The sequence below is a fragment of the Candidatus Methylomirabilota bacterium genome (assembly GCA_003104975.1).
Lineage (GTDB): Bacteria > Methylomirabilota > Methylomirabilia > Methylomirabilales > Methylomirabilaceae > Methylomirabilis.
This window is the reverse complement of sequence record PQAM01000019.1, coordinates 108129-129451: the sequence shown is the minus strand read 5'-3', so window position 1 is coordinate 129451 and position 21323 is coordinate 108129. Positions and strand designations below refer to the sequence as shown.

The following is a 21323-nucleotide window of genomic DNA, read 5'->3' as shown; positions in this document are numbered from 1 at the left end:
GTCACCTCAACTTCAACGTCGTGAGCGAGAGCAGGGCCAGGATAAAGGAGATGATCCAGAACCGAACAATGATCTTCGGCTCCGCCATCCCGTTCAACTCGTAGTGGTGATGGATCGGCGCCATCCGGAAGACCCGTCGGCCGGTCGTCCGGTAGGAAAAGACCTGCAGGATCACCGAGACCGCCTCCGCGACAAACACCCCGCCGACGATCAGCAGCAGCAATTCGCTCTTGACCAGGACGGCGAGCGTGGCCACCGCGGCCCCCAGCGCCAGCGAGCCGGTGTCGCCCATAAAGAGCTGCGCAGGATAGGTGTTGTACCAGAGGAACCCCAGGCTAGCCCCGACGATGGCGCCGCCAAAGACCGTCAACTCCGAACTCCCCCGCACGAAGACCACCTGCAAGTAATGAGCGATGTTGGCATGGCCCGCAATATAGGCCAGAACCGTATACGCCGCCGCGGAGATCAGGACCGGGCCGATGGCCAATCCATCCAGGCCGTCGGTCAGGTTTACCGCATTCGACGCGCCGACAATCACCAGCGTCACGAACAGGACATATCCCCACCCCAGATCGGGCATCCAGCGCTTAAAGAAGGGGATGGCCAGTCTGGTGGTGGAGTCGTCGACAGGGCTGATATACAGCACCAGACCGACCAGCATACTGGGCACGATCTGCCACAACAGTTTCGCTTTGGCCGAGAGCCCCTTGCTGTTCTTGGCCACCACCTTCCGATAGTCGTCGACAAATCCTACGGTCCCCATCCAGAGCGTGCTGAACAGCGCAAGCCAGACAAACCGGTTGGCCAGATTGGCCCAGAGCAACGTCGCAACAAGGATGGAGGCCAGGATCAGGAGGCCGCCCATGGTGGGTGTCCCGGCCTTCTGCAGATGACCCGCCGGCCCGTCGTCCCTGATGCTCTGGCCGATCTGCAACTGCTGCAGCCGGCGGATCAACGCCGGCCCCATCAGCAGGCTGATCAGCAACGCGGTCAGGATAGCCCCGGCCGTACGGAAGGTCACATACCGGAAGACATTGAAAATCGTGAAGCTCTCGTGCCATGGGAACAATAAATGATACAGCATTCAATCCTTACCCTACACCCTCCACCTTACGCGTAATCCTTTCCCTCAACACCCCACACCCAACACCCTATCTTCTACTTTATTTGCCGGGCGTCACCAGATGGCGCCGGTCCACCAACGCCTTGCCCTCTGTTGATGTGAACTGGGTCGAGCGCTTGTCGCGATGGGCCTCCAGCGCTAATTCCACCAGGCGAACGATCAACTCGGCAGGCTTTACCCCGCTTTGCTCCCAGAGGGTAAGCGACAGCGACCCCGGCATGGTATTGACCTCGTTGACGTACGGCTTCATCGTGACCGAGTCGATGAGGAAATCGACCCGGGAGATCCCGCGCGCATCAATCGACCGAAAGGCGGCTGCCGCCATCGATCGGATCTCATCCGACAGCGTCTGCGGAATCCTGGCCGGGATGATGCTCGGCGCCAGGTCCGCGCTCCCCGGCTTTTTGTCCTCCGGGTATTTGTCCCGATAGGCAACGACCTCACCCGAACCGATCAGTTCCTCACACGCCGAGACGGTCAGCGCATGATTGCCAAGGACGCCGCACTGCACCTCGATCCGCTGCTGAACGGCCCGCTCGACCAGGATGCGCCGGCTGAAGCGCATCGCGCGCTTCGTCAGGTTCAGCAGTTCGGTCGTATCGTGCGCCACACCGATCCCGACGCTGGACCCGGCAACCGCCGGCTTGACAACGACCGGGTAACCCAGCCTGCCTTCAAGCGTCCGTACAACGGCCGCCTCATCCTCCAACAGCTCACGCCGGGTCACGCCGACCCCCTCTACCACCGGAAGACCTGCGCCCTGGAAGACGAGCTTGGAGATGATCTTATCCATGCCAACCGCAGAGGCGGCGACCCCGGTCCCAACATACGGCAGATCGGCCAATTCACACAGGCCCTGAATCGTTCCGTCTTCGCCGTGCGTCCCATGGATGACCGGAAAGGCCAGGTCGATGGTGGGGTGTTGGGCCGCTTTCCGCAGCCAACCTTTGCGCTCCTGCTGCGACATCAACCCGCCGACCGACGGATCGGGCGCCAGGAAGAGCGGCTCGACCCCTGTGGCGTTCTGGCCCCGATCCAGGTTCTCAAGCTGGGGCGCATATCGCTCGCGATTCAGCCTGAGTTTTTCGGCATCAAGCCGTGCCCGTTCATCCGGTCCCGCCGCAGCGCCCCGTTCCGCCAGCCTTCGTATCTCGGCATCGATCGTCAACAGGTCCCGAACCGCCTCACCGGTCAGCCACGTCCCCTCACCCGTGAGAAAGATCGGCAGCGTCTCGAACCGGTCCTGCAGCGAGAGCAGGACCTCATAGACCTTGCCGGCGGTCATGATCGAGACCTCGCGCTCTACCGAGCGGCTCCCGAAGATCAACCCTATGCGTGTCAATGCGCTACTCATCATTCAGATCCCTTACACCCAACACCCTATACCCTGTCTTTATCGTTCCAGGTAGGTATCCGGCAACCGGTTTTCGTACAACAGGATGTCCCCCTCGCGAACGATCGCCTTGAGGCAGTCGGCCACCTCGCCGGTGTGCCGGGCCACGAGCACCCGACTGCCGGCAAACCCGGCCTCGCGCAGTCCTTCCCGCAGCGGTTGGGTCTGCTGCGGCCCGACCAACACCACGTAATCACAGATCGCAGCCGCCGCCCGCCCCAATTGCCGATTCTCCTCCGCCTCGATCTGGCCCAGTTCCACCATGCCCGGCGTAATCAGGATCTTCGAGCCTCCCTGAAACTGGCTGAGGACCTCCAGGGCCATCTGCGCCCCGCGTGGGTTGGCGTTGGCGACATCGATCAGTTTAATCACCCCGCCCTCTTCCCGAAGCTCCAGACGCTTCGGGGCCGGCGTAAGCGTTCTTACGTCGTCGGCAATTGCCTCCAACGGCACGCCGCACTCCAGCGCCGCCGCCGTTGCCCCCAGGATGTTGCTGATATTCCAACTCCCCAGCAGCCTAGTCTCAAACATGGCGACGCCCTGCCCGGTCTGGACGCGAAAGGCGGAACCCTTACTGGAAAGCTTGACATCCTTCCCCCGGACACCCAGCGCCCGCTCGTCCTCGCCGATCCCGTACAGGAGTACCCGCCGCCCCTCCTGTCTGGCGCGTTCGGCCAATCGCAGACAAACCGGATCGTCGGCGTTGATGATCGCCAGTCCATCGGGCGGCAGCGACGCGATCAGTTCATACTTCGCCTCGGCGATCCGCTCCGGCGTCCCGAACCGCTCGAGGTGCTGAACCCCGACCGCCGTAAGGATCCCGATCTGCGGGTGTAAGATCTCGCACACCTCCTTGATCTCGCCGGGACCGTAGGCCGCCACCTCGACAACGAAGAACCGGTGATCATCCTGCAACGCCTCGCGGACGATCCGCACGATGCCCATGGTGGTATTCACCCCATCCGGCGTCTTGAAGACCGGGTAGCGCCTCTGCAGCAGGGCAGCGGCGATAAACTTGGTCGTCGTCTTCCCGTAGCTCCCCGTAATCCCGATCACCTCGCCGGGATACCGGTGCATCCGCGCCGTCGCCAGCGTATAGAAGCGCCGATTGATCGCCCGCTCATACGGAGCGAGGCTCAGATTGGCCGTGAGAACCGTCCCCGCGGCAACCTCGGACGCGACAAGCAGGCCGGCAGCCAGGCCGATGCCGATACGAAACGCAAGGGGAACCGTCATCAGCGAAGACAGCAGGGCGTCGATCAGCCACGTCACGACCAGGATGGCCGCCGCCGCCAAAACGCCCGTGATCGCCGCCAGACGCACGGCTCGGGGCGTCCACTGCAGCCGCTGACTGACCTGAAGTGATGAATATCCGGCCGCAAGCCGAATCCCGGCGATCAGCCACATCATGTAAAACGCAATACCGGGAAGCGGAATAGGTAACCACGCCAGGAGGAGTCCGGTTCCCAGAACCGCCGCCTGGACAAGCATCCCGCGGCCGTCCAGGATGATGCCCCAATGCCTGGCAATCCAGCCACGCAGGCGCATGCTGTTGTACCGCTCCAACTGGGTGACATAGATCAGATCCAGGTGGCGCGCCATAACGACCGCCGCATACGGCAGCGCTCCGGTGACGGACCGGCCCGCAAGCGAAGAGCCGAGCACGCCATCCAACCTTTTCACCCACGCTCCCGACACAGAAACTCCCTCACCACCCGACCAAACCGGTCCGGCCTGTCGACAAACGGGAAATGGCCGGCCCCCTCAAATACCTCCAACCGCGAACCCTGGATCCCGCGCGCCATGATCTGCATCGACGAGAACGGGACCTCTTGATCTTTATCGCCCCAGATGATCAGGGTTGGGACGCGAATGGACGACAGCATGTCACGAAGATCTTCAGCCACAACCTTTACCAGCGTGGCGCGCATGGGCCCGGCGTTCCGATAGTCCCGCGACCCTATCCGTCCATAGATTCCGGCGATGATCCGCTCCCCCAACCTTCCCCAGAGGGGGATCGAAAAGCATCGCTTCGCCAGCTTCACGGCGCCGACCTTGATGTGATACCGTAACCCTCGCGTCGGGCGAATTCCCGCGCTGCCCACCAGAACCAGGTCCGTGATTCTGCCGGGCCGTTGAGCAGCCAGGACCAGTGCGATCCGGCCTCCAAATGAGTGGCCGATCAAGCCCGCCTTCGGGATACCGACGCGGTCCATAAATGCCTCGACATAGGACGCATACTCCCATGTCCCCCACGTGGTGGAAGCGGCCGGGGTCCAGCCAAAACCCGGCAGATCAAGCGCGTAGACCCGGAATCGATCCCCCAACGTCTTGGCAATCGGACTTAACGACTCGCCTGACATACCCCATCCATGCAGGAGCAGTACCGGCCTCCCTTCTCCCCACACGGTGAAATGGGTATCCAGGTCACCGACACGGATCAGCACGCCAGCACCACAGAACAGGGTATGGGGGGTAGGGGGTAGGGGGTAGGAGATGGTGCTGCTGTTTTTTTTCTATACCCTCCACGCTACACCCTCTACCCTTTTTACTCTCCGGAAAACCCTAATTCGTGGAGCGCCTCTTGAGCCACCAGTCGGTCATCAAACGGGATCGTCCGATCGTGAAGAATCTGGTATGTCTCGTGGCCCTTCCCCGCGATCACCACCATGTCGCCGCGACCCGCCAGCGAGAGGGCCTCACGAATGGCCATCCCTCGATCTAAAATTGTAACATAGCCCTTACCCTGACCCCACACCTTTTTGGCCCCACTCTCGACCTCGTCGATGATCTGATGAGGGTCCTCGCCGCGGGGATTATCGGAGGTGATGACCGTAAAATCGGCCAGTTCCAGCGCCGCCGCTCCCATGAGCGGCCGCTTCCCCCGATCCCGTTCACCACCACACCCGAATAGAACGATCAGGCGTCCCGGACAGCATTGCCGTGCCATGCGGAGGACACGTCGCAGCGCGTCAGGGGTATGCGCGTAATCGACCATAACGCTGAACGCCTGTCCGGCCTCGACCCGTTCACACCGACCCGGGACATGGCGGAGTGCGGCGATCCCGTCCGCCATCGTCGAGAGATCCGCACCCAAATGCAGGCCGGTGGCCGCAGCCGCCAGAATATTGGACAGGTTATAGCGTCCAAGCAGCGGCGAGCAGACCTCTGTGGCGCCCCACGGTGTCTGCAGTCGACACCGGATGCCGTCCGGCCCCATGTCGATATCGGTGGCCGACAGATCGGCCGATCGCTCGACGCTGTAGGTCAGGCGTCGGGCCCGTGTCGCCCGGAGAAAGAGGTCCGCGGCTGGATCGTCAAGATTGACCACCGCCGCCTTCTCCGCCGTTTTTGTCGATCCGACACCCAACCCCTCAAAGAGAGACAGCTTGGCGTTCCGGTATGCCTCCATGGTACCGTGAAAATCGAGATGATCCTGCGTCAGGTTCGTAAACACCGCCACGTCGAACTCGCAACCATCAACACGGTGGAGCGCCAAGGCGTGGGATGAGACCTCCATGACCACGCGGTCGGCGCCCAGATGCACCATCCGTTGGAGAAGCGCCTGCAGATCGCTGGATTCGGGTGTCGTTCTGGCCGCCTCCATCACCACGTCGTTGTAACGGTACCCGATGGTACCGATCAATCCGACCTGATGACCTGCGCGGCGCAGAACCGATTCGACGAGGTAGGTGGTCGTGGTCTTACCGTTGGTGCCGGTGACGCCGATCATGGTAAGTGTACGCGAGGGATGACCGTAGAATCGACAGGCGGCGACGGCCAGGCCCTGTCGAGCGTTCGCCACCTTGACCACCGTCCCGCCACAGAGCGCCGCCTCCGGCAGATCGTGGCGCTCCACCAGGATCGCCGCGGCGCCGGCCGCCCAGGCGGCCGGCATGAAGTCATGACCGTCCCGCCTGAAACCGCTGATACAGACGAACAGATCGCCGGGCTCCACCTGTCTGGAATCGTACCGGATCTGTCGTATCTCTACATCAATAGGCCCTCGGAGGACCCGGCAGTCGATGCCGTCAATTAAGTCGAAAAGCCGCATGACGAATCCCTTCCGCCAACGGGAACGGCTCCTGAACGACCGGACTCCTTCTCAGATGCTTCAGGGATTCACGCGCGATCTCTCGAAACGTCGGCGCAGCAATCGATCCGCCCCAGCGGAGGGTAGCCGGCTCGTCGATGATCACGATGATGGCCAGTTGGGGGCGCTCGACCGGCACAAACCCCACGAATGACGCCACTACCTTCTGGCGGGAGTAACGGCCGGTGGCCCGATCGATCTTTTGAGAGGTTCCGGTCTTACCAGCCACCTCATATCCTTCTACGGCAGCGGCCTTCCCCGTCCCTTCCGTGACGACCCCCCTGAGAAGATCGGCGAGGGTTCTCGCGGTGTTCTCCGAGATCACGCGCCGGATCTGGGTCGGCTCGTTCTCACGGATCACCTTGCCGTCCGCCGCGACGATCGACTTGGCGACGTACGGCCGCACCAGAATACCGCCGTTCGCAATAGCGCTCATCGCCGTCAACATCTGCAGCGGGGTGACGGAGATCTCCTGTCCGATAGAGAGCGAGGCCAGCGAGAGGGCCGACCATTCCTTCGGACGCCGGATCAGACCGGGGGTCTCGCCGGGCAGATCGATCTTGGTAAGCGTACCGAAGCCGAAGCCGCTGATGTAATCGTAGTAGTGGCTCTTGCCCAACCGCTGGCCGACCTTGATCGCCCCCACGTTGCTGGAGTGGGCCAGCACCTCGGCGAAGGTCAGGCTCTCGAACTTTTCATGGTCGCGAATGGTCACCCCGCCCACCTCGATGGCGCCCCCCTCACCATTAAAGCGATCGTCCGGCCGCACCAGCCTCTCCTCCAGCGCGCCCGCACCGACGATGGCCTTAAAGGCCGACCCCGGCTCGTAGTAATCAACGATCGCCCGATTCCGACGGGCAAAGGTCGATGCCTCACCATAGATATTGGGGTCGAACGTCGGGTAGTTGGCCAGCGCCAGGATCTCGCCGCTGAACGGATCCATGACAATGGCGCTGCCGCTGAGGGCGCCGGACTCGGTCACTGCCACCTCCAGCTCCCGCTCGGTGATATATTGGACCACCTCATCAATGGTCAGGTGCAGATCCGCACCCTGCGTCTCACCGGCCTCCTCCCTGAAGATCGGTCGTCGCTTGGCGTCCTGTTGGCGCGCAATCCACTTGCGCTTGCCGGCCAGGTAGGGCTCGTACTGCACTTCCAATCCCTCCAGCCCCTGATCGTCCGTCCCCACAAATCCCAGGAGGTGGGCCGCCTGTTGCGCCTTCGGATAGAATCGCTTGCTCTGCATATCGAATCCGACCCCCTTCAAGGCCAGGCCCGTGACCGCCTCCGCCTCCTCGGAAGAGGCCGCGCGCTTGATATAGATGAGCGACTTTTTCGAGCGTAATCGTTTACGGATCTTCTCGACGGGCAGGCTGAGCGCGGCCGATAGTGCCGCGGCGGTCCGCTTTGGATCCTCGATCTCGGTCGGCCGAACGAAGATCGAGGCGGTCGAGAGGCTGATCGCCAACTCCCGACCGTTGCGATCATAAATCGTTCCGCGTCGGGCGACCGACGGGACTCGTCGCCAGGTCTGGCTATTCGCGGCTTTGATCAGCTCCGGATATCGATAAATTTGCAGGGAAAAGAGTTGGCCGGAGACCACCGCGAGGGCCGTCGTGAGCGAGCAGAACAGGATGATGACGCGACGTCGCAACAGGACGCGCCTGGTCGGCGCGGGCGCGCCCGTATTGGATGATCCCTCTCGGCTGCGACGCGGCATCGACATACGACCTCTTTCCGCAGACTACTCGAGGGTCACGACCTGACCCGACTTCGGGGTCGTAAGACCAAGCTGACGGCGGGCGATCTCCTCGACACGGCGGAGCGACTTCAGCCGGGCCACCTCAACGCGCAGTCCCTTTTGCTGTCGAATGAGGGCCGCGCGCTCTCCCGCAAGATCTTCGATCTGATACCCAAGCCGCACCACCTGGATCTGCTGCCAGACGTAAAACAGGATGACGATCAGGACGACGCCTCCCAGCAACAGCGACTGCAGCAGGTCGAACCGCCGAATCTGATCGACCCGCGGTTTCAACACACTGCTGGCCCGGTCTCGTCCCACCGACGTCCACGCGGCGATACTGTGGCTTCTCATCTTCTCCTCCCCTCCCTCAGCACCGTTCCGCCGCCCGAAGCTTTGCGCTGCGGGCGCGCGGATTGGCCTCAATCTCCGGCTCTGTCGGGCAGATCGGCCGTTTGGTCAGGAGACGGACATGCGGCGGGTCCGAACGTGCCCATCCCCGAAGCGTCTCCTTCACAATCCGATCCTCAAGCGAGTGAAAACTGATGACACTGATTCGGCCCCCGGCGGCAAGCAACGCAACGGCCTCCTGCAGGCCACGCCTGAGCCTCGCCAGCTCATTATTGACGGCAATACGCAAGGCCAGGAATGTTCGCGTTGCCACGTGGATCCGCCGCGGCCAGGCGCGCCGCGGCACCGCGGCCGCCACCAGACGCGCGAGTTGAGCGGTAGAGGTAAGCGGCCGGGTCTGCCGCTCTTGCACAATCCGCGACGCGATTCGCCGCGCCCATCGCTCCTCGCCGTACTCCTGCAGCAATCGCGCGAGGTCGCGCTCGGAAATCCGAGCCAGCAGTTCCGCCGCCGATCGCTCACATCCATGACGATCCATCCGCATATCCAGCGGCCCCTCTCTCATAAAGCTGAACCCCCTCGAGGCGTCGTCCAGTTGGAACGACGATACGCCAAGGTCAAACACAATGCCGTCGAAAGGACCCCACCCCTGCTCTGCTGCGATAGCGCTCAGTCCGGCAAAATCGGCCCGGCACAGTTCGACCCGATCTCCGAACCGACCAAGCCGGTCCCTGGCCAGCGCCAAGGCCTCGGCATCGCGATCGATCCCGTACAGGCGACCTGCCGGCGCGCTCGCCGCCAGGATCGCCTCCGCATGCCCACCCAAACCGACGGTGGCATCGAGGTAGCGACCGCCCGATTGCGGGCGCAGGATGGTCAGCACCTCCTCCAGCAGAACCGGACGATGCCGATGCTCGACGGTCACCTCCCCCACCGTGCGCTCCCCACATGCTGCACCTATACTCGGATCCCCAGTTCGGCCAGCTTACCGGCGTACTCCTCAGGATCCCGCTCCTGCGCGCAGAACAATGTCCAGCGTTCTCTGTTCCAGATTTCGATCTTATCCAATACGCCGACGATCACGACATCACGGCGCAGGTTCGCCTTGTCCCTGAGTGGAGGCGGAATCAGGATTCGTCCCTGGGTATCAATCATCGACTCAACCGCATGGGCCGAGATGAGGCGAGTATAGTCCCGAAACCGCTTGTCTGAGTTGCCGTTGTTCAACAGGTTCTGTTCGACCTGCTGCCAGGTCTTGATCGGGTAGGCGACGATGCAGGCGTCAAAGAGAGGGTCGACGAGGATCAGCTCACGCTCTCGCCGCCGCTTCAGAATGTCGCGGTATCTGGCCGGGATGCTGAGCCGTCCTTTATCGTCGATTGCGTGTTCGAAGCTTCCACGGAACATGGGATAGCATCGCTTCTCTATGGAGGTCTATACCATTTCATCCCACTCCATCCCACCGTGCCGCAACGATATAAAAGCCGGTGTGCCTTGTCAAGAAAAATGTGCGGGGTTTTTGAGTGGTGGGTCTTACTGTGCATCGCTGTTAAACACTGCTCGGCTGAGGTGCCGACGTGATGCGGTCAGGCGGGCGTAATCACGATGTTGTCGATGAGACGCGTTCCACCGAATCGCACGGCAAGTGCGATCAGCGCGGGTCCTTCAATGCGATCCAGCGTTTGCAATGTGTCGGGGTGACAGGCGGCCACATAATCGATCCGCGCCAGCGGCTCGGCCTCGATCATCGTACGCACGTCTTTGAGGATAGTTGCCGTACGGCGTTCGCCGGCCATGACCAGCGCATCCGCGTGAGCGAGCGAACGATAGAGCACAGATGCCGCGCGGCGCTCCTGCAGCGTCAACCGAACATTGCGCGAGCTCATCGCAAGGCCGTCGGATTCGCGAACCGTCGGTGAGACGATGATCTCGAGATCGAAATTGAGATCCGCCGCGAGACGCCGAACAACCGCCGATTGCTGATAGTCCTTTTGACCGAAGTAGGCCCGGTGCGGCCTAACAAGGTTGAACAGCTTCGCGACCACCGTGGTCACGCCGCGAAAATGACCTGGACGGGAGGCGCCGCATAATCCCTCGGTAAGCTCCGTCACGTCAACGTAGGTCTGGAAGCCCTTCGGGTAGATCGCCTCTGCCGATGGCGCGAATACCAGATCGATCCCGGCATCTGCCGCCTGCGCCAGGTCGCCATCCAGGTCCCGCGGATAGCTGTCGAGATCCTCGCGCCGGTCGAACTGGATCGGATTGACGAAGAGGCTGACAACAACGATGTCGTTCTCCGCGTGCGCCCTCCGCATGAGCGAGAGGTGTCCATCGTGGAAGGCGCCCATCGTCGGCACAAGTCCGATACGCTTGTCGTCGCGCCGCAGCTGCGCGCAGTGTCGCTGGATCATCGACGGATCATCAATCGTCTGCACAGTACGCCCTCAGTTGGCCGGGATGGACGGCAGCGCGCTTCGCTCAATCTCGCCGGACGTCCCTGTCCGGCTCGAATCGGCGCTGGCAGGCTGCGCTGTCCGTGCTACGCCTGCCATCGACGACGCTTCGCACACTCCCCTCCACCCCTGTCAGCCGGTCATGCCTCATAGTTCCTGCAACGCCCGCTCGGTTTCCGGATCGACCATGTAGGTCTGCGCGGCCTCCGGGAATCGGCACTCGACCACATCCTCTCGGTACCGGCTCACCGCATCGCTGATGATCCCGGCCAGATCGGCGTAGCGCTTCGTAAACCTCGGTGCGAAACGCTCGAAAAGCCCCAGCAGATCGTGCAGCACCAGGACCTGACCGTCGCAGTGAGGTCCGGCCCCGATCCCGATCGTGGGAACCGTCACCCGCTTGGTGATGACCTTGGCAAGCGCGCCGGGAATCGCCTCCAGCACGATCGCAAAGGCCCCGGCCTTCTCCAGCGCCAGGGCATCCTCAAGGATGCAGCGGGCGGCGTCGAGCCCTTTCCCCTGCACCTTCAGCCCTTCCTGCAGAACGGCCGTCTGCGGGGTGAGTCCGACGTGTCCCATGACCGGAATCCCGGCGTCGACAATCGCCCGCACCGACGAAAGCGAGGGCCACCCGCGTTCGACCTTGACGGCATGGGCCAGCCCCTCCTTGATGAACCGTCCGGCGTTTCTCACGGCATCGGCCGGCTCGGCCTCGTACGACAGAAACGGCATGTCGGCGATGACCATCGCCCGTTTCACCGCACGGGTCACCGCCTTGGTCATCATCAGCATCTCGTCCATGGTAACCGGGATCGTCGTCTCGTACCCGAGGACCGTCATCCCCCCGGAGTCGCCCACCAGGATCAGATCGATCCCCGCGCGGTCCACCAGCAGCGCCATCGGATAGTCGTACGCCGTCAGCATGGTGATCTTTCGCCCCTCGCGCTTCATCTGCTGCAGGGCGACCGTTCTGACCGTCCGGTCGGTCATGATCGATCGTCACTACTCAGGTAGTTAGGCTGGAGGCTGAAGGCTTGCAGGGGTAAGTCACACGTGGTCATACAAAACTCCGAAAAGGTCTGAATGGCTTGATTCGTGCCTTGCGAGATAATTAAGAGCCTTCAGTCTTCAGTCTACAGCTTAAACGCCTTGTAGCCACGCTCGATTCCTATTCGCGGGATCCCAGCGGCACATAGTACTGGGTACCCGGCCGCACCGTCCCGATCTGTCTGACCAGGTCCTCGAAATCGCGCTTGTGCTTCACGAAATCGATCTCGTTGGTATTCACGACCAGCAGCGGCGTTGTCGAGTAGTGAAAGAAGAAGTGGTTGTAGGCGGCATTCACATCCTCCAGATAGGACCGATCCATCTCCCGCTCGGAGACCCTCGCCCGCGCCTGAATCCGACGGATCAGGACATCGGTGCCGGCCTGCAGATACAGAACGAGGTCGGGCTTGACGACACGCGTCTCCAGCAGCGGTTGCAACCGTTCATACAGCGCCAACTCGTTGTCGTCGAGCGTCAAATAGGCGAAGATCTTGTCCTTCACAAACAGATAGTCGCTTACCAGCGACTGCTTGAAGAGATCAACCTGGGCCAGTTCCTGTTGTTGACGGAACCTGTTCAACAGGTAATAGAGCTGGGCCTGAAAGGCGTACCGCCGCATATCGGTATAGAATTTGGCGATGAAGGGGTTTTCGTCCGGACCCTCCAACAACGTTCTGGCCTGCAGCCGATCCGCCAGCAGTTCGGCCAGACTCGTCTTGCCGACACCGATGGGACCTTCGACCACAATGTAACGCGGCTTCAGGGCGCGGCCTGTCACCTAAACTCCTCCCTTCCCCCCCACAGAGATGCCGGCCGGCGACAACCGCCGAACGACCGACGGGTCGTCGAGACGATCGAGCAACTGTCGCATCGTCACATCGAAGACGGGATGGCAGAGTTCCGGATCGAGTTCACAGAGCGGGGTCAAGACGAAACGTCGCTGATGTAGACGCGGGTGGGGAAGAACCAGGTCCGGTGTTTCGACCACCTGTGATCCTACCAACAAGAGGTCGAGATCGATGCTCCGATCCACACCCCGCGCCCGCTCCACCGCACGACCCATACGCGCTTCGATTCGTTGTAGTTCGAGCAGCAACATACCCGGCGTCAGATCGGTCTGGACTGAGACTACGCCGTTAACAAACCAGCGGCTCGACGCGGGAGGGACCGGCGCGGTCTCATACAGCGATGAGGCGCGCACGACCACCACCCCTGCAATCTTCGATATGGCCGTGATGGCCGCGTGGCAGTGTTCGACTCGATCGCCCAGGTTGGATCCGATTCCAATATACGCGCGTTCACCCATAATCTACGGGCTAGGGTGTAGGGTGTAGGGAGAGAAGAACACTGGTCCCGCCATATCTGAAACTACCTCGTAGTGAGATTTAAGGCGGCAATCCGCTGTACCGCCTCCTGAATCCGGGAGACGTCTACGGTGAGGGCCGCTCGAATGTACCCCTCGCCGCTCGGACCGAATCCCGTCCCTGGCGTCATGACGATGCCGGCCTCGGACAGCAGCACAGAGGCAAAAGATGCGGAGGTGTATCCATTCGGGACACCGATCCAGACATAGAAGGTCGCCTTGGGCCGGTCCACCGTAAACCCGAGCGCCATCAGCCCGTCCACCAGCGCATCGCGCCGCGCCTTATAGACGGCACGCATCGCCTCAACACACTCCTGCGGCCCGTTGAGCGCCGTGATCGCCGCCTCCTGCACCGCCTGGAAGACACCGGAGTCCAGGTTGGTCTTGATTCGGCCAAGGCCGGACAGGATCTCACGGCAGCCGACCGCAAAGCCGATGCGCCACCCGGTCATATTATAGGTCTTGGACAGCGAATGGTACTCGATGGCAACATCCTTCGCCCCTTCTATGGCCAGGAGGCTCTCCGGCAGGTAGCCGTCGTAGGCCATCTCGGAATAGGCCGCATCGTGGCACAGGATCAGCCGGTGACGGCGGGCAAAGTCGACCGCCTCTGCAAAAAACGCCCTCGATGCGACGGCGGCCGTGGGGTTGTTGGGGTAGTTTAAAAACATAATCCGGGCCTTCTTCAGAACCTCTGACGGAATTGCGTCGAGGTCGGGCAGGAACGACCGTTCCCGCCTGAGCGGCATGAAGTACGGGATTCCCTCCGCAAAAACGGTCCCTGCCTGATAGACCGGGTAGCCGGGATCGGGCACCAGCACAATGTCGCCCGGATCGACAAACGCCAGGGGAATGTGACCAATCCCTTCTTTGGACCCGATCAGACTCAGGACCTCGGTTGCCGGATCAAGCGTGACGCCGAACCGTTTGCTGTACCAGTCGGCTACCGTCTGTCGAAAGCTCAGCATCCCCTCGTAGGACGGGTACTGGTGGTGCCGCGGGTCGGCGGATGCCTCCTGCATCCGCGCGATAATGTGTGACGGTGTCGGCAGATCAGGGTCGCCGACCCCCAGGTTGACGATATCCATCCCGCGACGGATCGCCTCCTGCTTCAAACGGTCGATCTCGGCGAAGAGATATGGAGGCAGCTTCGACAGCCGCTGTGCTACACGAAAGGGATTTCCCATGCCTGTCTTCTCCTCCTGGATGTGCGCGGAACGATCAGCCGTCAGCCTTGAGCGGTAACCGTATTGCTCAGCCGGCCGATCCCTTCTATCTCAATCTCAATCGTATCGCCAGGTCGCATCGGACCGATCCCCGACGGGGTACCGGTGGTGATGACATCACCCGGATAGAGGGTCATCACCGTGGACACGAAATGGACCAGGTATGGCACCTCAAAGATGAGGTTGCTGATGTTCGACTCTTGTCGAATGATACCGTTCAGAAGCGCCCGGATGCAGGCGTCGGACAGGTCCAGATCGGTCTGGATCCAGGGACCGAACGGGGCGAAGGTATCGAACGATTTGGCTCGGGTCCACTGTCCGTCTTTATGTTGCAGGTTTCGGGCGGTCACATCGTTTACGCAGACATACCCCAGGACGTACCGATGCGCCCGCTCGACCGGCACCGCCCTCGCCGTGCGTCGGATGACGATCCCCAGTTCTGCCTCATAATCCAGCCGATCGCACGACTTCGGATAGATGATCCGGCCCCGATGGGGAAGCGACGCGGTCGACGGCTTCAGGAAGATGATCGGCTCCTCCGGGGGCTCGAGTCTCATCTCCTCAGCATGATCGCGGTAGTTCAGGCCGACCCCGATAATCTTGGAGGGATCGGTCGGCGTCAGGAACCTGGTCCGCTTCAGCGAATGGGTTCGATCCGTCACGGTAAATTTGCCGAAGATGTCGCCCTCGACCTCCCGGACAACACTATCCTCGACCACACCGTACCGCAGTTGCTTATTGGTAACGAATCGTGCAATCCGCATTATGTCAATCCATGATGCCGGAGGGTCACTGCTCAGGAACGCTCCCCCGCGTCTGTCATTGCGAGGCGAAGCCGAAGCAATCTCACCGTTTTTCGCACTCTCAAGACCTGTGAGATTGCCGCGCTCCCGTTGGTCGCTCGCAATGACGACAATGCCCCCGCTTCATACTCGGCTTCTCAATCCTAGCACGTCCTGCATGTCGTACAGACCGGGCGGCCGACCGATGACCCACCGCGCCGCACGCAATGCACCCCGCGCAAAGTTATCCCGACTATGGGCCCGGTGCGTAATCTCAACCCGCTCCCCACTGCCGTCAAAGATTACGGTATGGTCGCCGACGACATCACCGGCCCGCAACGCATGCATGGCAATCTCGTCTTTGCCGCGCGCGCCCACCATCCCCTTTCGACCGTAGACTCCTACCTTGTCCAGGTCCCGGCCCAGCGCATCAGCGATCACCTGCGCCATCTTCAATGCGGTCCCGCTGGGGGCGTCCTTTTTCAGCCGATGGTGGGTCTCGACGATCTCGACATCATACCCGTCACCCAACACCGAGGCTACCTCAGCCAGCACCTTGAATACAAGGTTCACCCCGACGCTCATATTGGGCGAAAGCACGCAGGGCACCGTCGCGCTCAGCTCCGTGATCCTGTCCAGATCGGTGGCGCCAAACCCGGTTGTTCCTACCACAACAGGGACCTTTGCCTGGACCGCCATGACCAGGTGACTGACGGTAGCCTGCGGGACGGTAAAGTCGATCACCACCTGGCCTTCGCCCACTACCGCACCCAGATCGCCGACAACCGGAACGCCCAGCCTACCAATACCCGCCACCTCACCGGCGTCCTGTCCGATGCCGGCACTGTTCGGCTGTTCGACAGCCCCAACGAGAGTGAAATCGTCGGCCTCACGGATCATAGCGATGATGCGTCCACCCATTCGTCCGGCGGCGCCGCAGACAATCGTGCGTATCATCGAAGGCCACCGAATAAGGCTGAAGGCTGAAGGCTGAAGGCTGAAGGAACGCTCATGAAAGCAGACCGTACGCCCGCATGGCGGCCTTGAGCCGGTTCAGGTTGGACTCGCTCATCGGACAGAGCGGCAGGCGAAGCTCACCGCCGATCATTCCCCGCATGGCCATCGCGGTCTTGATCGGGATGGGGTTGGTTTCATAGAACATCGCCTGGCAGAGTGGGAAGAGCTTAAGGTGGATCTCGCGGGCGCGCTTCCAGTCGCCACCCAGGAATGCATGGGTCAGGTCGGCCACATCGCGCGGCACAATATTGGCCACTACCGAAATGACGCCTCGTCCCCCCACCGCGAGCAACGGCAACGTGAGAGTATCATCCCCGGACAGGAACGCCAGGCGGTCCCCGCACAGCATGATATCCTGGGTCATCTGTTCCAGGTTGCCGGTCGCCTCCTTCATCCCGACGATATACGGATGATCGGCCAACGTCGCCAGCGTCTCCGGCAGCATGTTGATCCCCGTCCGCCCCGGGATGTTGTAGAGGATCACCGGCAACTCCGCCGCATCCGCCACGGCGCGGCAGTGCGTCATCAGCCCGGCCTGTGTCGGCTTGTTGTAATATGGGAGAACCAGGAGGGCGCCGTCGGCCCCCGCCTGTCTGGCAAAGCGCGTCAGATCGATCGCCTCGGCCGTACTGTTCGAGCCGGTCCCCGCAACCACCTCAATGCGCCGATTGGCCGCCTCAATCGTCAATTCGATCACCCGCCGGTGTTCATCGTGGCTGAGCGTCGGCGACTCGCCTGTCGTCCCGCACGGGACCAGGACATCGGTCCCGTTGGTGATGTGAAACTCCACCAACGCACGGAGGGAGGACTCATCAACCCGTCCGTCCTTGAAGGGGGTCACCAACGCCACCATCGAACCCTGGAACATCCGCTTCATGCGATCTCCCGTCAGTGCAGTTTCGAGTTGTCAGTTTTTAGTTTTGAGTAAACAACTGGAGACTAAAAACTTAAAACTGAAAACTAATCCTTGAACGCGTCGGCCATCAGCTCGCCCTGATAGACCAGTCGGACCTCCCCCTCGAAAAAGACCTCCTGATAGTCCGGTCCGGTGAACGACACAGTGAGGATCTCGCCGCTCCTGACCTGCACCTGGACCGGGGAAGACACCAGTCCCAACTCGGCCGAGATCAGCGCTGAGGCGACGGTTCCTGTGCCGCAGGCCAGCGTCTCGTCCTCGACGCCCCGTTCATAGGTCCGGATAGCCAGCGCATGACCGTCAGCAACGGCCACAAAATCGACGTTCGTCCCCGCCGGTTGAAAGGCCGGGTGAAACCTGATGGCGCGCCCCAGCGTGCGGACCGGGACGGCCTCCAGATCCGAACACAAGAGGACGGCGTGCGGCACCCCTGTATTGATGCTGTGGATCTCGTACGAGACGCCGTCCACGTCAATCGATAGACGCAGGCGCATCCCGTGTGGCCGGCTGATCTGCAACGTGACCCGGTCGCCGTTCACCCGCGCCCGGATCGTCCCGGCCAGCGTATCAAAGGCCATGTCGGGTGCCGCGATCCCCAACATCTCGGCGAACCTGGCCACGCAACGGCCGCCGTTGCCGCACATCTCCGCCTCACTGCCGTCGGCGTTGAAGATCCGCATCCGGAAATCGGCCGTCGAAGAGGGCTCGACCAGGATCAGGCCGTCAGCCCCTACCGAGATCCGGCGTCGGCAGAGTCGCTCAGCCAGCGTCCTGGGCTCGATGTCGAGATGACCGGCGCGGTTATCGATCAGGATAAAATCGTTACCGCTTCCGCTCATTTTCACGAAGCTTAGTTTATCCATTTTACCTCATCACGCCTCGGACGGGCGACCCAGTGGGTCGCCCCTACGTCCCTCGTACTGGCCTCCTACAGATCTGCCGGAATGCGCTCGCTGCGGATCAGATCCTCATAACTTTCCCGTTCGCGGATGGTGAACCAGCGATCGCCCCTCACCAGGATCTCCGGCGGCCTTGGTCGACTGTTGTAGTTGGATGACATCGTATGGCCGTAGGCGCCGGCGCTCATCACAACCAGCAACTCGCCGGGCTCGGGGACCGGCATCGACCGGTCCTTGGCCAGGAAATCGCCCGACTCGCAGACGGGACCCACCACATCGGCCGTCACCATCTCCCGCCCCTCCTCACGCCGTGCAGGGAGGATCGAATGGAATGAACCGTACAGGCTCGGGCGGACCAGATCGTTCATCCCGGCATCGACCACGATAAAGTGCTTAGCCGGCGTGCGCTTGTCGTAGAGAACCCTTGTGACCAGGACCCCCGCATTCCCGACAATGACCCGTCCAGGCTCCAGGACGATGGTGCATCCCAGATCCTTGATGACCGCAATCATTGCCTCCGCGAAGACCCGCGGGATCGGCGGATCTTCATCTTTGTAGGTGATCCCGAGCCCGCCACCGACATCCAGATATTTGATCGCAAAGCCATGATGACGCAATTCGGTGATCAGCCCGGCCATCTTGGCCAGACTGTCCACGAAGGGCGCAATCTCGGTAATCTGGGATCCGATATGTTGATGGACCCCAACGACCTCGATATGGCGCAGTGCTCCGGCCACCCGGTACTCCTCCATCGCCAGGGAGATGTCGATGCCGAACTTACTCTTCTTCAACCCGGTCGAGATATACGGGTGGGTCTTGGGATCAACGTCCGGGTTGATCCGCAGCGCCACCCTCGCCTTTATCCCCGTGGCGCCCCCTACCTCATTCAACAGACGGAGCTCCTGCGGCGACTCTACGTTGAACATCAGGATATCGGACTTCAGTGCAAACTCCATCTCGTCACGGGTCTTGCCCACCCCTGCAAAGACGATGCGGCTGGGCGGGATACCGGCCCGTAAGGCCCGATAGAGCTCCCCACCCGACACGACATCGGCGCCGCCTCCCAGGTCGGCGAACAGCTTCAAGGTCGCACCGTTGGAGTTGGCCTTCATGGCAAAACAGACCAGGTGAGGGATGTCGGCGAACGCCTGGTCAAAGGTCCGAAAGTGGTGCGTCAGCGTTGCGTGGCTATACAGATAGAACGGGGTCCCGACGGCGTCAGCAATCCGTTCGATCGGCACCTCTTCGCACGCCAGACGATCGTCGCGATACTGGAAATGATGCACGCAGCACCCTCCTGGTGTGGGGTTATCCGTCGAATTTTGGCACAGGGAGGGCACGGAGTCAAAAGGAAAGTGGGAGATTGAAGGGCGGCTATTCGCTTGACACTACTGGAGGGGCACATCACAATACGATTGTCGGCGGCTCTGGAAGAGCAGGCGCATCGCCACAATAACCGGTGGAAAAGCGACGATTCGCAGGCTTGAACGTGGTGGAGCAGCAGGTGTCTCCGTACTTCGCCGACGCGGGGTTCGATATCGTGACCTTTGCCGCCTCGGCAGGCGGGCGTGGTGTTGATGATGGACGAGATGAAGGGATGATCACGGACCCCTTCGACCGGCAGATCGAGATCGCGCGAGAGCGGCTCCAGCAGTTGGAGCGCCGTGCCCACGAGTCGGCCGAGCCGCGTACCCTGGCCCTGGAGACCCTGGCGGAGCTGTCCACCGCGCTGGAAGAGTTGAACGTCCTCACGGAGGAGCTGCGCGAGCAGAACGAGGAGTTGCTGGCCACTCAGCAGGCGCTGGAGACGGAGCACCGGCGCTACCTGGACCTGTTTGAGTCGGCCCCAGACAGCTACCTCGTCACCGACCCCGACGGGCGCATCCGGGAGGCCAATGCCGAGGCGGCGAGGCTGCTCCAAGTGGGCCGCGACGCGCTGGTGGACCGGTCGGTGGTCGCCTTCGTGGCGGAGGCCGAGCGGTCGGTCTTTGAGCAGGACCTTACGCGGATTCGGGCCGGAGGGACGCCGGCGACGGACTGGCAGGTGCTGTTACAGCCCTCGACAGGTGCGCCCGTGCCGGTGTCGCTCGCCGTGGGGCTGATTCGCGACGAGTCCGGTCGGCTGCAGAGCCTGCGCTGGCTGGTACGCGACATCACCAGGCGGAGACAAATGGAGACGCAGTTGCGCGCGTCCCAGCAGGAGCTCCGTGCCCTGACGTCCCATCTGGAATCGATCCGAAAAGACGAGCGCACCCGGGTCGCCTGGGAGATCCACGACGAGTTGGGGCAGACTCTGGCGGCCCTGAATTTCGACTTGCGGTGGCTGGCCGGCCGGCTGCCGGCCGAGCAGACCGCCCTGCTGGCGAAGATCGATGAGATGTCCAAGCTTCTGCAGGGCACGATCAGCGCAGCACGGCGGATCTCGACAGAGATGCATAATATGGTCCTGTACGACCTTGGACTGCCGACCGCCCTGGAGTGGCAGACCGGGGAGTTCACGGTACGGACCGGCATCAACTGTCGGTTTACGACCTCGCTTCAGATGCCTAAACTGGATGATAAACGGTCGACGGCACTGTTCGGCATCTGCGAGGTGATCCTCGGTGACGTTACCACCCGCTCCCGGCCTACTATGGTCACCATCAGCCTGGAACAGCGGGATGCCCGCCTCATCCTGGTCGTCGCGGATAACGGGAAGGCGATCGAGCAGGATGGACGCACCGCCGATTCGCTCGAGCGGGTGCGCCTGCGCGAACAGGCGCTGGCATTAGGGGGAACAGTCTCCATCGTGAGCCGCGCGGGCGTCGGAACCACTGTCACCGTCGAGATCCCGCTCACCCCTCCCGCCGTCCAGGGAGGTGACACGCCTGCTGCCTAGCGCGCCCACTCGTCACGCTGGACGCTCAACGCCTCACGAGA

At 62.0% G+C, this 21323-nt stretch carries 20 protein-coding genes; 1 reads left to right on the top strand and 19 read right to left on the bottom strand.

The genetic code is table 11. The annotated features are described in order from the left end of the window. Position 1 precedes the first annotated feature (1 nt). The 19 genes from C3F12_14750 to lysA form a co-directional block, all read right to left on the bottom strand. On the bottom strand, positions 2-1084 hold the full coding sequence (locus tag C3F12_14750) for a phospho-N-acetylmuramoyl-pentapeptide-transferase (GenBank protein ID PWB42451.1): 1083 nt from the start codon (positions 1082-1084) through the stop codon (positions 2-4). A 79-nt stretch (positions 1085-1163) separates the two neighbouring features. Then, complete coding sequence (locus C3F12_14745) at positions 1164-2480, bottom strand: hypothetical protein (GenBank protein PWB42450.1); 1317 nt, start codon at positions 2478-2480, stop codon at positions 1164-1166. Between the two features lie 36 nt (positions 2481-2516). Further along, entirely contained in the window at positions 2517-4181 is a 1665-nt protein-coding gene (locus C3F12_14740; GenBank protein ID PWB42449.1) for a UDP-N-acetylmuramoyl-tripeptide--D-alanyl-D-alanine ligase, read from the bottom strand. Positions 4182-4195: 14 nt separating this feature from the next. Beyond that, positions 4196-4963: an alpha/beta hydrolase gene (locus C3F12_14735; GenBank protein PWB42448.1), complete on the bottom strand. Its 768-nt coding sequence runs from the start codon at positions 4961-4963 to the stop codon at positions 4196-4198. A 101-nt stretch (positions 4964-5064) separates the two neighbouring features. Further along, complete coding sequence (locus tag C3F12_14730; GenBank protein PWB42447.1) at positions 5065-6570, bottom strand: UDP-N-acetylmuramoyl-L-alanyl-D-glutamate--2,6-diaminopimelate ligase; 1506 nt, start codon at positions 6568-6570, stop codon at positions 5065-5067. Continuing rightward, positions 6548-8335, bottom strand: coding sequence for a penicillin-binding protein (locus tag C3F12_14725; GenBank protein PWB42446.1), 1788 nt, complete (start codon positions 8333-8335; stop codon positions 6548-6550). The genes C3F12_14730 and C3F12_14725 overlap by 23 nt, the downstream gene beginning before the upstream one ends. 18 nt (positions 8336-8353) lie before the next feature. Further along, complete coding sequence (ftsL, locus tag C3F12_14720) at positions 8354-8704, bottom strand: cell division protein FtsL (GenBank protein PWB42445.1); 351 nt, start codon at positions 8702-8704, stop codon at positions 8354-8356. A 16-nt stretch (positions 8705-8720) separates the two neighbouring features. Next, positions 8721-9626, bottom strand: coding sequence for a 16S rRNA (cytosine(1402)-N(4))-methyltransferase (locus C3F12_14715; GenBank protein ID PWB42511.1), 906 nt, complete (start codon positions 9624-9626; stop codon positions 8721-8723). A gap of 32 nt (positions 9627-9658) precedes the next feature. After that, positions 9659-10108: a division/cell wall cluster transcriptional repressor MraZ gene (mraZ, locus tag C3F12_14710; protein ID PWB42444.1), complete on the bottom strand. Its 450-nt coding sequence runs from the start codon at positions 10106-10108 to the stop codon at positions 9659-9661. 179 nt (positions 10109-10287) lie between these two features. Next, positions 10288-11136: a pantoate--beta-alanine ligase gene (locus C3F12_14705; protein PWB42443.1), complete on the bottom strand. Its 849-nt coding sequence runs from the start codon at positions 11134-11136 to the stop codon at positions 10288-10290. Positions 11137-11301: 165 nt separating this feature from the next. Beyond that, the gene (gene panB / locus C3F12_14700) at positions 11302-12144 is read right to left on the bottom strand and encodes a 3-methyl-2-oxobutanoate hydroxymethyltransferase (protein PWB42442.1); all 843 of its coding nucleotides are present in this window, start codon (positions 12142-12144) and stop codon (positions 11302-11304) included. A gap of 178 nt (positions 12145-12322) precedes the next feature. Continuing rightward, positions 12323-12964, bottom strand: coding sequence for a deoxynucleoside kinase (locus C3F12_14695; protein ID PWB42510.1), 642 nt, complete (start codon positions 12962-12964; stop codon positions 12323-12325). A 15-nt stretch (positions 12965-12979) separates the two neighbouring features. Next, positions 12980-13507 (bottom strand): 2-amino-4-hydroxy-6-hydroxymethyldihydropteridine diphosphokinase, encoded by a 528-nt coding sequence (gene folK, locus C3F12_14690; protein PWB42441.1) that lies wholly within the window; start codon positions 13505-13507, stop codon positions 12980-12982. A 62-nt stretch (positions 13508-13569) separates the two neighbouring features. Next, a complete protein-coding gene (locus C3F12_14685) occupies positions 13570-14751 on the bottom strand; it encodes an LL-diaminopimelate aminotransferase (protein ID PWB42440.1) in 1182 nt (393 codons plus the stop codon). A gap of 41 nt (positions 14752-14792) precedes the next feature. Next, complete coding sequence (locus C3F12_14680; GenBank protein ID PWB42439.1) at positions 14793-15554, bottom strand: hypothetical protein; 762 nt, start codon at positions 15552-15554, stop codon at positions 14793-14795. A gap of 162 nt (positions 15555-15716) precedes the next feature. Beyond that, entirely contained in the window at positions 15717-16529 is an 813-nt protein-coding gene (locus tag C3F12_14675) for a 4-hydroxy-tetrahydrodipicolinate reductase (protein PWB42438.1), read from the bottom strand. Positions 16530-16581: 52 nt separating this feature from the next. Further along, the gene (locus C3F12_14670; protein PWB42437.1) at positions 16582-17466 is read right to left on the bottom strand and encodes a 4-hydroxy-tetrahydrodipicolinate synthase; all 885 of its coding nucleotides are present in this window, start codon (positions 17464-17466) and stop codon (positions 16582-16584) included. Positions 17467-17549: 83 nt separating this feature from the next. Continuing rightward, positions 17550-18368, bottom strand: coding sequence for a diaminopimelate epimerase (locus tag C3F12_14665; GenBank protein PWB42436.1), 819 nt, complete (start codon positions 18366-18368; stop codon positions 17550-17552). A 65-nt stretch (positions 18369-18433) separates the two neighbouring features. Next, entirely contained in the window at positions 18434-19690 is a 1257-nt protein-coding gene (lysA, locus tag C3F12_14660; protein PWB42435.1) for a diaminopimelate decarboxylase, read from the bottom strand. 173 nt (positions 19691-19863) lie between these two features. Between lysA and C3F12_14655 the strand changes: the two genes are divergently transcribed. Continuing rightward, on the top strand, positions 19864-21282 hold the full coding sequence (locus tag C3F12_14655; protein PWB42434.1) for a hypothetical protein: 1419 nt from the start codon (positions 19864-19866) through the stop codon (positions 21280-21282). The last annotated feature ends 41 nt before the right edge of the window (positions 21283-21323 follow it).